General features: G+C 37.1%; 12 protein-coding genes. All 12 read left to right on the forward strand.

Translation table 11 applies throughout. The annotated features are described in order from the left end of the window. Positions 1–61 precede the first annotated feature (61 nt). Positions 62–847 (forward strand): TIGR00282 family metallophosphoesterase, encoded by a 786-nt coding sequence (locus DS830_RS01135; protein WP_118899293.1) that lies wholly within the window; start codon positions 62–64, stop codon positions 845–847. A 54-nt stretch (positions 848–901) separates the two neighbouring features. After that, the gene (gene mutS / locus DS830_RS01140) at positions 902–3,490 is read left to right on the forward strand and encodes a DNA mismatch repair protein MutS (RefSeq protein WP_118907969.1); all 2,589 of its coding nucleotides are present in this window, start codon (positions 902–904) and stop codon (positions 3,488–3,490) included. Positions 3,491–3,501: 11 nt separating this feature from the next. After that, positions 3,502–5,400, forward strand: coding sequence for a DNA mismatch repair endonuclease MutL (mutL, locus tag DS830_RS01145; protein ID WP_118907970.1), 1,899 nt, complete (start codon positions 3,502–3,504; stop codon positions 5,398–5,400). A gap of 9 nt (positions 5,401–5,409) precedes the next feature. Continuing rightward, positions 5,410–6,006 (forward strand): Holliday junction branch migration protein RuvA, encoded by a 597-nt coding sequence (gene ruvA, locus DS830_RS01150; protein ID WP_118899287.1) that lies wholly within the window; start codon positions 5,410–5,412, stop codon positions 6,004–6,006. 13 nt (positions 6,007–6,019) lie between these two features. Further along, positions 6,020–7,036 carry a Holliday junction branch migration DNA helicase RuvB gene (gene ruvB, locus DS830_RS01155; RefSeq protein WP_118907971.1) on the forward strand — a complete coding sequence of 339 codons (1,017 nt, stop codon included), beginning with the start codon at positions 6,020–6,022 and terminating at the stop codon, positions 7,034–7,036. Next, the gene (queA, locus tag DS830_RS01160) at positions 7,036–8,070 is read left to right on the forward strand and encodes a tRNA preQ1(34) S-adenosylmethionine ribosyltransferase-isomerase QueA (RefSeq protein ID WP_118899284.1); all 1,035 of its coding nucleotides are present in this window, start codon (positions 7,036–7,038) and stop codon (positions 8,068–8,070) included. Before ruvB ends, queA begins: the two co-directional genes overlap by 1 nt. A gap of 18 nt (positions 8,071–8,088) precedes the next feature. Further along, positions 8,089–9,231 carry a tRNA guanosine(34) transglycosylase Tgt gene (gene tgt, locus DS830_RS01165; protein ID WP_118907972.1) on the forward strand — a complete coding sequence of 381 codons (1,143 nt, stop codon included), beginning with the start codon at positions 8,089–8,091 and terminating at the stop codon, positions 9,229–9,231. A 112-nt stretch (positions 9,232–9,343) separates the two neighbouring features. After that, positions 9,344–9,775 carry a preprotein translocase subunit YajC gene (gene yajC / locus DS830_RS01170; protein ID WP_118909072.1) on the forward strand — a complete coding sequence of 144 codons (432 nt, stop codon included), beginning with the start codon at positions 9,344–9,346 and terminating at the stop codon, positions 9,773–9,775. A gap of 288 nt (positions 9,776–10,063) precedes the next feature. Further along, entirely contained in the window at positions 10,064–11,551 is a 1,488-nt protein-coding gene (gene zwf, locus DS830_RS01175; protein ID WP_118907973.1) for a glucose-6-phosphate dehydrogenase, read from the forward strand. After that, a complete protein-coding gene (dinB, locus tag DS830_RS01180) occupies positions 11,548–12,654 on the forward strand; it encodes a DNA polymerase IV (protein ID WP_205526790.1) in 1,107 nt (368 codons plus the stop codon). Before zwf ends, dinB begins: the two co-directional genes overlap by 4 nt. Positions 12,655–12,664: 10 nt before the next feature. Beyond that, positions 12,665–13,612, forward strand: a complete 948-nt coding sequence (locus DS830_RS01185; protein WP_118907974.1) for a DHH family phosphoesterase — start codon at positions 12,665–12,667, stop codon at positions 13,610–13,612. Positions 13,613–13,626: 14 nt separating this feature from the next. Further along, positions 13,627–14,976 (forward strand): DEAD/DEAH box helicase, encoded by a 1,350-nt coding sequence (locus DS830_RS01190; protein WP_118907975.1) that lies wholly within the window; start codon positions 13,627–13,629, stop codon positions 14,974–14,976. Positions 14,977–15,093 lie beyond the last annotated feature (117 nt).

Genomic DNA, 15,093 nt, shown 5'->3' on the forward strand with positions numbered 1-15,093 from the left:
TCTTGAAATAAGTACTTAATGTAACATGAAATTTATCATGTATATTATGAAGGAGCGCATAATGAGAATAGTGTTTGTAGGCGATGTAATGGGTGAAATTGGAATGCGGGCCGTTAAAATGTATTTGCCCTTAATTAAAGCTAAGTTTCATCCCCAAGTAACAATTGTCAATGGTGAAAATGCTGATAATGGCCGTGGAATTAAAGCTACACAATTCAAAGCTATCCTACAAGCAGGAGCTGACGTAGTGACACTGGGTAATCATGCTTGGGATAAAAGAGATGTTAATGAACTCTTGGCAACTAATGATAATTTGTTGCGTCCAGCTAATTATCCTGGGAAAAATACTCCTGGTCAAGGTATGGTGATTAAAAAGGTAAATCAACAACAATTAGCGATTATCAATCTGCAAGGACGCGCTTTAATGAATCCATTAGATGATCCTTTTATGATAGCAGATCAGCTTTTACAACAAGTTCCCAAAGAAACAAAAATTTTTGTTGATTTTCATGCGGAGGCAACCAGTGAAAAGGGTGCTTTAGCACATTATCTTGATGGTCGTGTAGATGCCGTAGTGGGTACGCATACCCATGTTCAAACTAACGATGCCCATGTCTTGCCGAAAGGAACGGCTTTTTTGACTGATGTAGGGATGAGTGGTTCTTATGATGGCATTTTAGGAGTGAAAGCAAGTTCTAGTGTGCAAAGATTTTTAACCCAGCAACCAACTCGTTATGAAATTGATGATAATGGTCGCCCACAAATTAATTATTGTGTACTTGATTTAGAAACGCATAATCATATTCAAGTAGGACAAATCAATCCAGACCACCCTTTAGATGTTTAAATTAGCTAATTTTAGTTATAATAGTAGATATAATTTGTAAGAGGTTGAATAGTAATGCCACAAAAAACCAAAGATACACCAATGATGCAGCAATATCTGAGTATTAAAAAAGATTATCCGGATGCTTTTTTATTTTATCGGATTGGTGATTTTTATGAAATGTTTTATGATGATGCCATTAAGGGCTCACAGATTTTAGAATTAACATTGACTGCCCGTAATAAAAATGCTTCTGATCCAATTCCAATGTGTGGGGTTCCACATCATGCAGCAGACAGTTATATTGAAATTTTGGTTGATAAAGGCTACAAAGTGGCAATTTGTGAACAGCTCGAAAATCCCAAAGAAGCTAAAGGGATGGTTAAGCGGGGCATTATTAAGTTAGTCACTCCGGGAACTAATTTAGAAGATAAACCCAATCAAAGTAAGGAAAATAATTATTTAGCCGCTATCTTTGCAGTTAAAGATGAATTTGGGTTTGCCTATACAGATTTATCGACAGGCGAAGTGAATGTAACTAGCTTTACCGATTTTAAACAAGTTAAAAATGAATTGCTTAATTTGCGTTGTAAAGAAGTCGTAGTTAGTCCTGACTTTGATACCGCACTAGCGGAGCAAATTAAAGATTTAGGTATTTTAATTTCTCAAGAAACTCCTCAAAAAAGTTATGCCGAAGTGGCTTTTGTCACGCAATCTTTAAAAGAACAATCCACTAAACAAGCTGTAAATTATTTAATTGCTTATTTAATTGAAACCCAAAAACGCTCTCTTGCTCATCTACAAATTGCTAAAGTTTATGCTGCCAATAAATATTTACAAATGGACCATAATGCGCAAAATAACTTAGAAGTCTTTCGTTCATTAAGAACAGGAGAAAAATCGGGGACTTTGGCCTGGCTATTGGATGAAACTAAGACTGCTATGGGAAGTCGCTTACTGAAGCAGTGGTTGCGGCAACCATTGTTGGATCAACAAGCGTTAATTAAACGTCAAGATGTTGTGCAAATATTATTAGATAATTATTTTCAACGGAGTTCTCTACAAGATTATTTAACCAAAGTATATGATTTAGAGCGTTTAGCAGGACGAGTAGCTTTTGGCAATGTTAATGGACGTGATTTGATTCAATTAGCTACTTCATTACAGCAAGTTCCCAAAATCAAAGCTACTTTACGAGATTTGAATGAACCAATTATCAATCAATTAGTGGAGCAATTGCCTGATAGTCAAGGAATTTTGAATTTAATTGAGAAAGCCATTGTTGATGATCCACCGATTTCAATTACAGAAGGTAATTTGATTAGAGATGGTTATAATAAGCAGCTGGACCAATATCGTGATGCTATGAAAAATGGCAAAGATTGGATTGTACAATTACAAGTTCAAGAACAAAAACTGACAGGTATTAAAAATCTTAAAATTGGTTTTAACCGAGTTTTCGGCTATTATATTGAAATAACTAATGCTAATAAAGCTCAAGTGCCCGAAGATCGTTATCAGCGCAAACAAACACTGACAAATGCTGAACGTTATATTACGCCAGAATTAAAAGAAAAAGAAAGAATCATATTAGAAGCAGAAGAGAAGTCCACGATTTTAGAACATCAACTATTTGTTCAGATTCGTGATCAAATAAAACAACAAATAGCACCTATTCAAGTATTAGCACAAAAACTAGCTTGGCTGGACGTGTTGCAGGGATTTGCAGTTATTAGTGAACGATATCATTATATCCGGCCTCACTTTACTGATAAGAACCAAGTTAATATTATTGATGGCCGTCATCCCGTAGTAGAAAAGGTTCTCGGCAAGCAAAAATATATACCTAATAGTGTGAAGATGAACGCTAGAACTTCCGTTTTATTGATTACTGGCCCTAACATGTCTGGTAAAAGTACCTATATGCGTCAAATTGCCTTGATTGTCATCATGGCTCAAGTAGGTTGCTTTATTCCAGCACAAAAAGCTGAGCTACCGATTTTTGATCATATTTTCACTCGTATTGGAGCAGCAGATGATTTGATTTCCGGAAATTCTACCTTTATGGTAGAAATGATGGAAGCCAATGATGCTTTGCAGCATGCAACAGCGCACTCATTGATTATTTTTGATGAAATTGGTCGCGGAACTGCAACTTATGATGGGATGGCTTTGGCTCAAGCAATTGTCGAATATTTAAATAATCATGTTCATGCTAAGACTTTGTTTTCTACCCATTATCATGAATTAACAGAGTTAGCCAGTGAACTTGACTCAGTGCAAAATATCCATGTAGACGCCACACAAGAAAATGGGAAATTGGTTTTCTTGCATAAAGTGTTACCTGGTCCTGCCGATAAATCTTACGGAATTCATGTGGCCAAGTTAGCAGGCTTACCAACGGAATTATTACAACGGGCTCAAAAAATTCTGACTAGTTTAGAAAATCAGTCACTGACAGTTAATCCTGTGGATAAGAACACCCCCCAATTACCTCAGTCACAAGTGAAAGAACCAAAACAGCAACTGTCGTTATTTAGCGAACCACAGCCTAGTCATAATCAAGCTCTATTGCAGCAGCTGAAAGATGCAAATTTGATGAAAATGACACCTTTAGATGCTATGAATTTGTTGGCTCGTTTGCAAGACGAATTGGAGGATTAAGGAGGTTTTATATGGCACATATTCAACGCTTATCACCAACTTTAAGTAATCAAATTGCTGCTGGTGAAGTAATTGAGCGACCGGCATCAGTTGTCAAAGAACTAGTGGAAAATGCAATTGATGCTCAAGCGACCCAAATTGATATTGTCGTAAAAGATGCAGGAATTTCTTTAATTAAAGTGACGGACAATGGTAATGGAATTGCTGCAGATGAAGTAGAACTAGCCTTTCAACCTCATGCTACCAGCAAAATTAGTTCGAACCAGGATTTATTTAATGTAAAAACGTTGGGATTTCGTGGTGAAGCTTTAGCTAGCATTGCTGCCGTAGCCAAAGTTCATCTAACTACAAGCACTAACGGTAGTCGCGGTGTATTGGTGCAAATAGCTGGGGGCCAGCAATTAAACAAGCAAACTGTTGCAGCTACTAAGGGAACAAGTGTAGAAGTGAAGGATTTATTTTATAATACTCCTGCACGTTTAAAATATATAAAAACTGTTAATACTGAATTAAATCGAATCATTGATATCGTTAATCGTTTGGCTTTGGCACAACCACAAATTGCTTTTACTTTAATCAATGAGCAACGTAATTTAATTCGAACCTCGGGTAACGGAAATTTACAGCAAACAATTGCCGGAATATACGGACGTAAGGTTGCTGAACAAATGGTTTCCTTCGAGCAACAAACTTCAGATTTTAGAATCTTTGGCTTTATTTCTTTACCACAGCAAACAAGAGCTAGTCGTAATTATATTTCTTTATTAGTGAACAATCGTTATATTATTAATTATCAGTTAACCAAAGCTTTGCTTGCTGGTTATGGTTCTAAGTTAATGGTTGGACGGTATCCCTTAGCAGTTGTCCATATTAAGATGGCACCCTTGTTAGTTGATGTAAATGTGCATCCGACTAAGCGTGAGGTCCGTTTAAGCAAAGAGGATCAGCTTATTGATTTGATAACAACAACAGTCGCGGCCAAGTTACAGCAATTGAATTTAATTCCCGATGCCGTTCATAATTTACCTGCTAATTTTGCAGCTGGTCAACAATTAGACTTTAAAAGCTCGCCTAAATTAGAACCAAAGCCCTTAGCTAATTCACAGATTGCCGAACCACAAACAAGTACTGTCTTATCAGATGATTTAGTAGCCGCAAAGGCTATTCATTTGCAACCAATTTTTCAAGATGAACAGCATCTTCAAGAGTGGGATCAACATGTGGCCCAGTTTAAAGCAGCCAACGCTACTAAAACAACAACAGCAACTAATGAAAAAGTGACCTCACTAATTTCAGAAACAAAATTTCCAGAATTACGTTTTTTAGCACAAATTCATGATTCGTTTTTGGTTGCGGAGAGTGATGATGGCTTTTATCTAGTAGATCAACATGCTGCTCAAGAACGAGTTAATTATGAAAAATTCCGCCAAGAAGTAGGTCAAGTGAGCCAAGATCAACAACAACTATTGGTACCTTTAGTTTTGGATTATTCCAATTCAGATGCCGTGATTGTTAAAGACCACTTAGATATTTTACGTAGTGTGGGCTTAGAAATTAGTACATTTGGTCAAAATAGTTTTGTAGTACAAAGCCATCCAACCTGGATTGTAAAAGGGCAAGAAGAGGCCACGATTCGTGAAATTATTGATTATGTCTTAAAAGACGGTAAAATTAGTATAGCTAAGTTTCGTGAACAAACAGCTATCACCATGAGTTGTCGTTTGTCAATTAAGGCCCATGATCATTTGGATCAAGCTCAGGCCCAAGCTATTTTAGACCAATTAGCCCAAGCTCAAAATCCGTATAATTGTCCCCATGGACGTCCCACCCTGGTTCATTTTAGTAACCAAGATGTCAAGAAAATGTTTAAACGAATTCAAGATCCCCATCAATCACGATGGACGAAATGAGGTTGTATTGTGTTTGAGTATTTAAAAGGTACTGTTACTTATGTTTGTCCTCAATATATTGTCGTCGAAGCTAGTGGAGTTGGTTATCGTGTTTTAGTAGCCAATCCTTATCGTTATCAGCAAGATCGAGTTAATACAGTTTATGTACAACAAATAGTTCGTGATAATGATCAATCATTATATGGTTTTTTTGATTTGGCTGAAAAACAACTTTTTCAACAGTTGACATCTGTTTCAGGTATTGGCCCTAAAAGTGCTTTAGCCATTTTAGCTGATAATGATCACCAGGGTTTAATTCAAGCTATTGCCCAAAACGATGCTAAATTTTTGACTAAGTTTCCTGGTGTTGGTAAGAAAACTGCTCAACAAATTATTTTAGATTTAAAAGATAAGTTACCCCAACTAAATGTGGACCCTAATCTTGATACACCAACATTAGATTTAACAATGGATTCAGAAAATTCCGCCTTTAAAGATGGTTTACAAGCTTTGATAGCGTTAGGTTATAGTAATCGAGAAATTGAAAAAATTAAGCCACAATTGCAAAAACTATCAGGTCAAGATGCAGGGGAATATTTAAGAGCCGGATTACAATTATTAAGATAATGGAGGTGGTTGAATGAGTGAAACAGAAATTACCAGTGATCACGTCTTAAGTGAACAAGAGGCGGCAGTTGAAAAAACGCTGCGACCGCAATATTTACGGCAATATATTGGCCAAGATAAAGTTAAAAAACAACTACAAGTGTATATTCAAGCTGCCCAAAAGCGCAAAGAAGCGCTGGACCATGTATTATTATATGGTCCTCCTGGATTGGGAAAGACGACATTAGCTTTGGTAATTGCTAATGAACTTCAGGTTAATTTGCGTTCAACCACAGGTCCGTCAATTGAAAAAGCCGGCGATTTAGTAGCAATTTTAAGTGAACTGCAGCCGGGGGATGTTTTGTTTATTGATGAAATTCATCGTCTGCCGAAAAATGTTGAGGAAATTTTATATTCAGCAATGGAAGATTTTTTTATTGATATTGTAGTTGGCCAAGGTTCAGATGCGCATTCGATTCACTATCCTTTGCCGCCATTTACTTTGATTGGAGCGACAACAAGAGCTGGTCAACTATCAGCGCCTTTAAGAAGTCGTTTTGGGATTATTGAACATATGGCTTATTACGATGAATCAGAATTAACTTTAATTATTAAGCGTTCAGCTGATGTATTAAATATTGCCATTGCAGATGAAGGTGCTCATGAAATGGCCCGCCGCTCACGAGGCACTCCACGAGTAGCTAATCGATTATTAAAGCGAGTACGAGACTTTGTCCAAGTGGCTGGACAAAAGCAAATTACCGCCCAAAATGCTGCCAGTGCCCTCAATCAGCTGCAGGTTGATACTGCAGGTTTAGACCAAATCGACCGCAAATTATTGCAGATGATGATTGACTTATATAATGGTGGCCCCTTAGGTCTTAAAACAATGGCCGTTAACATCGGTGAAGAACAAGAAACTGTGGAAGCAGTTTATGAACCTTATTTGCTGCAACAAGGTTTTTTAAAGCGGACACCGCGTGGTCGAGTGGTTACTGTCAAGGCTTATCAACATTTGGGAATTAAACCACCACAACAGAATGGAGAATAATGATGCTTACTTTGGATGATTTTGATTATGATTTACCTCAGGAATTAATTGCACAAACCCCCTTAAAAAAACGTGACCAATCGCGCTTGTTGGTTTTAGATCATCAAAGCGGTGCTTATCAAGATCGACATTTTTATGATGTCTTAGATTATTTGAATCCTGGTGATGCTTTGGTGATGAATGATACTAAAGTATTACCAGCACGCTTATATGGAGTTAAAGAAGATACACAAGCTCATTTAGAAGTATTACTATTGAATAACACTGAAGGTGATGATTGGGAAGTTTTGATGAAACCCGCGCGACGGGCACCGATAGGAACTAAGGTGGACTTTGGCAATGGCAAATTAACCGCTACCGTAACGCAAGAATTAGATCATGGCGGACGCATGATTCATTTTGATTATGAAGGCATTTTTATGGAAATTTTGGAAGAATTAGGAGAAATGCCTTTGCCACCTTATATTAAGACTAAATTAGATGATCCTAACCGTTATCAAACCGTTTATGCCCGCGAAGAAGGATCAGCTGCTGCTCCCACGGCAGGTTTACATTGGACCAAAGATTTATTACAAAAAGTTCAAGACAAGGGTATTAAGTTAGTCTATTTGACCTTACATGTTGGCCTAGGAACTTTTCGGCCGGTTTCTGAACAAAATATTGATGAGCATAAAATGCATAGTGAATTTTATCGGTTAACTGCCGAGTCTGCTCAAATTTTGAATGAAGTACGCCAAAATGGCGGTAAAATTGTAGCTACAGGTACAACATCTATTAGAACTTTAGAAACAATTGGCACCAAGTTTGATGGCGAGATTAAAGCTGATAGCGGTTGGACGGATATTTTTATTAAACCTGGTTATCAGTGGAAGGTTGTAGATGAATTTATTACTAATTTTCATTTACCTAAATCAACCCTTGTCATGTTAGTAGCTTCATTTACTGGTCGAGAAAATATTCTGAATGCTTATCAACATGCTGTAGCAGAAAAGTATCGCTTCTTTAGTTTTGGAGATGCAATGTTTATCAAATAATTTTAGTATGAGGTCGTTATGGTACAACCAATTAGATATCGTTTAATTAAAAAAGAAAAACATACAGGAGCGCGTTTAGGAGAATTAATCACGCCCCATGGAACTTTTCCCACACCAATTTTCATGCCCGTAGGCACTCAAGCTAGCGTGAAAACAATGGCTCCTGAAGAACTAAAAGAAATGGGAGCTTCAGTGATTTTAGCTAATACTTACCATTTATGGTTGCGCCCTGGTTCACCGTTAGTTAAAGAAGCTGGGGGCTTACACCAGTTCATGAATTGGGATCGAGGAATTTTGACTGATTCTGGTGGTTTTCAAGTTTTCTCTTTAGCCAAAAGACGTGGGATTAGTGAAGAAGGGGTCACTTTTAAAAGCCATTTAGATGGTCAAAAAATGTTTTTATCACCAGAAAAGGCAATTCATATTGAAAATGATTTAGGTCCAGATATCATGATGAGTTTGGATGAATGTCCGCCCTTTTTTGAGTCTTATAATTATTTAAAAGCTTCTGTAGAACGCACATCGCGTTGGGCTGAACGGGGATTAAAAGCCCATCGTAATCCAGATACTCAAGGTATTTTTGGTATTGTTCAAGGAGGCGGTTATCAAGACTTACGCCAACAAAGTGCCCATGACTTAACAAGTTTGGATTTTGCCGGTTATTCGATTGGCGGTTTATCAGTAGGTGAATCTAAAGCGGAGATGAACCATGTTTTAGATTTTACAACGCCATTATTGCCAGAAAACAAACCACGTTATTTAATGGGAGTTGGAACAGCTGACTCTTTAATTGATGGTGTGATTCGCGGCATTGATATGTTTGATTGTGTTTTGCCGACTCGAATAGCTCGTAATGGAACTTGTATGACATCACAAGGCCGTTTGGTTGTCAAAAATGCTCAGTATGCTCATGACTTTACACCTTTAGATCCTGAATGTGATTGTTATGCTTGCCGCAACTATACGCGCGCTTATATTCGCCATCTATTACAGGTGGATGAGACTTTTGGAATTCATTTGACTAGTTATCATAACCTGTACTATTTAATTCATTTAATGGCCCAAGTTCGGCAAGCAATTGTTGATGATAACTTACTAGAATTGCGTGACCAAGTCTTTGAAAAGTATGGCTTCAATCAAAAAAATGCTAAGAACTTTTAGCATAATAGTGTGCAAGCGCTAATTGTTTGTTAGAATGGAGTAAAGTTAAATTTTTAATGAGGTGAAAGAATTGAAATTATTAGCAGCAGCAAATAATAGTGGTAGTTATTCGATGATTTTTATTATCATTATAATGTTTGCCTTAATGTACTTTACAATGTATCGTCCCCAAAAGAAGCAACAACAACAGCGTCAAGAAATGCTCAACCAAATTAAAGTTGGCGATCCGGTTGTAACTATTGGCGGTTTGCATGGGGTAATTGATTCAATGAATGATACCGATAAAACAGTTGTTTTGGACTGTGATGGGATTTATTTAACGTTTAGTCGTTCTGCTATTCGGACGGTAAGTCGAAATACTGCAGCTGCATCTGCGAATAGTGATTCCGCAAAAGCAGAAACAAAAGAAGCAGATACCCAAGCTGATTCTGAGGCAAAACCAACTACAGCTCCTGCAGATGCTGCTGAGCCAGTTAAAGAAGAAAAAGCACCTACGACAGATGCACCAAAAGCTGACAACGCTGAAGCTAAGCCAGAAGATTAATAAACATGTAATAAATATTACAGCCCAATAATTTAATTTTTGACACGTTACTATGAATTAAATTATTACTATCAAGACACTAATAATCCAAGCTTAATAAGAGCTTTAGGTTAATTAGTGTTTTTTTATAAGTGTTGTAAAATAGTTTTAGCCATCGTTTATTGTGGATTCTAGAACTTAGCGGTGTAAAATATAATTAGCTTTACATTTAATTTTTAAGATATGTCAATTAAAGCAATCAACTTAATTATGAGAGTGATCTTTTTATAAAAGCTGCAGGAGAAGATTATGGCAAAAGAACAACGAACAATTTTTATTATTTTTGGCGGCTCTGGCGATTTAGCCCATCGCAAGCTATATCCAGCTTTATTCAAACTTTACATCAAAGGCTATTTAAGAGAACATTTTGCGGTGATTGGTACTGCAAGAAGACCTTGGAGTCATGAGTATTTTCGCCAAACTGTGATGGAATCAATTGGAGCTGACATCGGCGATCAAGAAAAGATTTCCGCTTTTGCACAGCACTTTTACTATCAATCACATGATGTCAATGATGCAAGTCATTACGTGGCCTTAAAAAAATTAGCATTACAATTGAGTGATCAATATCAAACTCAAGAAAATCAAATTTTTTATATGGCGGTGGCGCCACGCTTTTTTGGCACGGTAGCTAGTCATATTAATTCTGAAGGTTTATTAACGAAAAGTGGCTATAATCGATTAGTAATTGAAAAACCCTTTGGACGTGATTTGCAAAGTGCTACGGAATTAAATAATAGCATTGCCGCTACCTTTAAAGAGGAGCAAATTTATCGAATTGATCATTACTTAGGAAAAGAAATGGTTCAAGCATTACCAATGCTGCGTTTCACTAATCCGATTTTGGAAGCTATTTGGAATCATCAATATTTGAGCAATGTTCAAATTACACTTGCCGAAACCTTAGGTGTTGGCGAACGTGCTGGTTATTACGAAACAGCAGGTGCTTTGCGCGATATGATTCAAAATCACGCTTTACAGATTTTGGGTTTGATTGCGATGGAAAAACCAGCCGAATTTTCTTCAGCAGCCGTTCATCAGCAAAAAAGTGCGCTATTTGCGCAATTGCCGCTTTACTCAGCTTCAGAAGTTGATCATAATTTTGTTCGTGGTCAGTATGGTGTCGATAAAAGGGGAAACCAAACAGCATATCGTCAAGCAGATAATGTTGCTGATAATTCCAATATTGAAACTTTTGTTGCCGGTAAAATTATGATTGATAATCCACGTTGGCGGGGAGTGCCCTTTTATGTGCGCAGTGGAAAAAGATTGCGCCAAAAAACTACGCGCATTGATTTGGTCTTTAAAACTAGTAGTAATAAAATTTTTACACGTGATCAGTTACGTAAAGGTAATACCCAACCAATGGTTTTAAGTATTTTTGTTGAACCGACACAAGGAATAAGCTTAACTATTAATGGCACTAATCCAGGTATGGGTTTACATCCTTTTTTGCACAAGTTGAACTTTCAACAGTCTGCTGAAGAAATGACTAATTCGCAAGAAGCCTATGAAAAATTACTGATTGATATCATTCAAGGTAATCAGACTAACTTTACTAATTGGCAAGAGCAAGAATATACTTGGCGTTTTATTGATCAAATTCGCCAGCGTTGGGATCAAGTAAAAGCTGAATTTCCTAATTACTATAGTAATAGTTTTGGTCCTCAAAGCAGCGTGGAATTGTTAGCACATGATGGTAATGAATGGATTTGGGGACCAGAATCAGTTCAATGAGTTTTTTAGAATTACCTGAAATTATTAACGATAGCCGCCAAATTATTCATGTTGATATGGATGCTTTTTATGCTTCTGTAGAAGAACGCGAGCATCCACAATATCGCCAAAAAGCTTTAGTGATTGCGCCTGATCCACGTCAACATAATGGACACGGTGTAATTACAACGGCTAATTATCGGGCACGTCAATATGGTGTAGGCTCAGCGATGCCAGCTATTAAGGCTGTGGAATTAATCCCATTTTCAGAATTACTATTTACTTCGCCTAATTTCACTTTATATCGACAAGTATCAAATCAAATTCATCAAATTTTTACCCAAGTAACAGATACTTGGGAGCCAGTAGCTTTAGATGAAGCATATTTAGATGTAACAGCTAATAAGTTGCATTTAAATGATCCGATTCAGATTGCTTTAATTATTCAAAGAACGATCAAACGTCACTTGCATTTGACTTGTTCTGTGGGAATTTCGTACAATAAGTTTCTAGCAAAAATGGCATCTGATTATGCTAAGCCCTTTGGGAGAACAGTAGTAACCAGCGCACAAGCACGGAACTTTCTGGCACCTTTGCCGATTAGTAAATTTCACGGTATTGGTCATGCGACTCAAGAAAAGTTAAATCGATTAGGGTTGCAAATTGGCCGAGATCTCCAACAAACATCATTTGATTTTTTAACTAGAAAATTTGGTAAAACTGGTTTTATGATTTATCAACGTGCGCGCGGTATTGATAATGAGCCAGTTAAGGCACAGCGCCAAAGTAAATCTATTGGGCGTGAGCAAACCTTTAATCGGCCAGTATTTAATGATCAGCAAGCACAAAAAATATTTCAAAAAATGGCACAGCAGGTAGCTAAAAATCTTCAACAAAAACATCTTATTGGGCAAACAGTTGTGATTAAAGTGCGAACGGTAGAATTTGTCACTTATACACGGCGCCGTACTTTAGCACAAGCTACAAGCGATGCAGATGTTATTTTTCAAACTAGCCAGGAATTATTTGCACTTTTGAATTTGCAAACACAACCCCTGCGATTAATTGGGGTGACAATGACTAATTTACGGGAACAAAGTTTTGAAGAAATCGAATTATTTTAGGAGGAATCATATGAATACTTTTGGAGAAATTATTGACCAAATTGCAATTTCATCTAAGATTATCATTCATCGTCATGTTAATCCGGATCCAGATGCTTTAGGATCCCAATTAGGCTTGGCAGAAAGCATCCGTGCTACTTATCCACAAAAAAATGTCTTACTAGCTGGTGAAGGTGTTGGGGATTTAGACTGGATTAGTACAATGGATACAGTGAAGGATACTGATTATCAAGATGCCTTGGTCATTGTTGTAGATACAGCTAATCGGCCTCGGATAAGTGATCAACGATATCATCAAGGTGCAAAATTAATTAAAATTGATCACCATCCCAATGTTGATCCTTATGGAGATTTACGCTATGTCAATACCAGTGCTTCAAGCTGTTCAGAAATTATTGCAGATTTAATCAATACTGCGGGAAATAAACTGCGGATGACTGCAAGGGTGGCTGCAAGTTTATATACCGGAATTGTAGGAGATACTGGACGCTTTTTGTATCCTAGTACGACAGTTCATACTCTAGCAGTAGCAGCTCAGTTAGTGAGTTTTGATTTCGATGCGAATCTCATTAATTTAAAAATGGGGGAAATAACTTTAAATCAAGCTCGCTTGCAAGGATATGTTTATGATCACTTAGAAGTTGATGATAGTGGAGCGGCTAAATTAATTATTCCGCAATCTTTATTAAATTCATTGGATTTAACAACTGATGATGCCCATGTGATTTTCTCAACTCCTGGTCGCCTGAAGGGTGTTCATAGTTGGGTGATGGGTGTGGAACAATTAGATGGCACTTATCGAGTACATTTGCGCTCTCAAGGACCCGCGATCAATGATTTGGCCGCTGCTCATCACGGTGGTGGTCATCCTCTGGCTAGTGGAGCTAAGGCACAAGATGAAGCTGAAATGCAACAAATTTTTACAGAACTGATTACTTTGCAACAACAATTTAAATAATGAGGTTATATTCTATGGCAACATTTGCCGAGTATCATTGGCCGAATTTTATTAATTCGGCATTAACTAAAATCAACTTTCAACATCCCACACCTGTGCAAGAACAGGTTATACCAATAATTATGGCCGGTCGAGATGTGATTACGCAAGCACAAACTGGTAGTGGTAAAACGCATGCTTATTTACTACCGTTACTTAGTCAGATAACGTCTGATTTGCAGGTACAATTGGTAATCACTGCGCCTAGTCGAGAGTTGGCCTATCAAATTCGGACTGCAGCTGAAACTATTATCCAACAAGCACCCCAAACTTTACACATTGGTTTTTATGTGGGCGGCACCGATAAACAAAAACAAATAAAACATTTGCAACAATGGCAACCACAAATTGTTATTGGCACACCAGGTAGAATTTGGGATTTAATCAATAATCATGTTCTACAAGTTCAAACGGTTAAATATTTTGTGATTGATGAAGCAGATATGACATTAGATATGGGATTTTTGCCCAGCGTTGATAAGATTGCCAGCAGCATGCCCCAAAAATTACAAACGCTAGTTTTTTCGGCTACAATTCCCCAAAAATTACAACCATTTTTGAAAAAATATTTACATCAACCAGTTATTGAAAGACTGGAAGTACCAACAATAATTGCACCTAATATCGATAATTGGGCACTATTTACTAAAGGCCGCGATAAGAATGCAGTTTTATATCAACTTCTCACATTGGGACAGCCTTATTTAGCCTTAATATTTGCCAATACAATAAAAGCGGTTGATCAAATTTATGATTATTTAGCAGCTCAAGGCTTAAAAGTAGCGAAAATCCATGGCGATTTAACTCCGCGAGAACGAAAAAGAACAATGAAAGCTGTTGAACAAATGGAATATCAATATGTAGTTGCTTCTGATTTAGCAGCTAGAGGGATTGATATTCCTGGTGTTTCCCATGTTATTAATGTTGAAATACCTAATGAAGACGAGTTTTTTGTTCATCGTGTAGGTCGAACAGGTCGTAATCAAATGAGCGGGATTGCCATTACTTTATATGGTCCTGATGAAGAAGACAAAATTGCGCATTTAGAACAACTAGGTATTAAATTTAGTTATAAAGAAATTAAAAATAAAGAAATCGCAACAGCTAAGCCGCATGATCGCCGTAAACAGCGGACTGCACATAATCAAACATTAGATCCTACTTTAAAGGGATTAGTTAAGAAAGAAAAGCGCAAGAAAAAGCCGGGTTATCGTAAAAAAATTAAGCAGGCAATTCAAAATGATCGCCAACAAAAACGAAAATTGGAGCAACGTTCAGAACGCCAACGCTTGCGTAAGCTGAAAAAACAACAAAATAAGATTTAAAATTTGACTTTTAGCTTAATTGTGATTATTATTTGTGTGGACATATTATTAGTTGGATTTTTTTCAGAGAGGATAGGTTGGTGTGACTATCTAAAAATTGGCTAGTAATGCTACCAT

Source organism: Bombilactobacillus bombi, assembly GCF_003522965.1.
Classification (GTDB): domain Bacteria; phylum Bacillota; class Bacilli; order Lactobacillales; family Lactobacillaceae; genus Bombilactobacillus; species Bombilactobacillus bombi.

What these genes read in the sequence shown, in the direction of transcription:
- DS830_RS01190 (WP_118907975.1), top strand. Translation starts at nt 13,627, where the DNA reads ATGGCAACATTTGCCGAGTATCATTGGCCGAATTTTATTAATTCGGCA.
- DS830_RS01185 (WP_118907974.1), top strand. Translation starts at nt 12,665, where the DNA reads ATGAATACTTTTGGAGAAATTATTGACCAAATTGCAATTTCATCTAAG.
- mutS (WP_118907969.1), top strand. Translation starts at nt 902, where the DNA reads ATGCCACAAAAAACCAAAGATACACCAATGATGCAGCAATATCTGAGT.
- DS830_RS01135 (WP_118899293.1), top strand. Translation starts at nt 62, where the DNA reads ATGAGAATAGTGTTTGTAGGCGATGTAATGGGTGAAATTGGAATGCGG.
- zwf (WP_118907973.1), top strand. Translation starts at nt 10,064, where the DNA reads ATGGCAAAAGAACAACGAACAATTTTTATTATTTTTGGCGGCTCTGGC.
- tgt (WP_118907972.1), top strand. Translation starts at nt 8,089, where the DNA reads ATGGTACAACCAATTAGATATCGTTTAATTAAAAAAGAAAAACATACA.
- mutL (WP_118907970.1), top strand. Translation starts at nt 3,502, where the DNA reads ATGGCACATATTCAACGCTTATCACCAACTTTAAGTAATCAAATTGCT.
- ruvB (WP_118907971.1), top strand. Translation starts at nt 6,020, where the DNA reads ATGAGTGAAACAGAAATTACCAGTGATCACGTCTTAAGTGAACAAGAG.
- queA (WP_118899284.1), top strand. Translation starts at nt 7,036, where the DNA reads ATGATGCTTACTTTGGATGATTTTGATTATGATTTACCTCAGGAATTA.
- dinB (WP_205526790.1), top strand. Translation starts at nt 11,548, where the DNA reads ATGAGTTTTTTAGAATTACCTGAAATTATTAACGATAGCCGCCAAATT.
- yajC (WP_118909072.1), top strand. Translation starts at nt 9,344, where the DNA reads ATGATTTTTATTATCATTATAATGTTTGCCTTAATGTACTTTACAATG.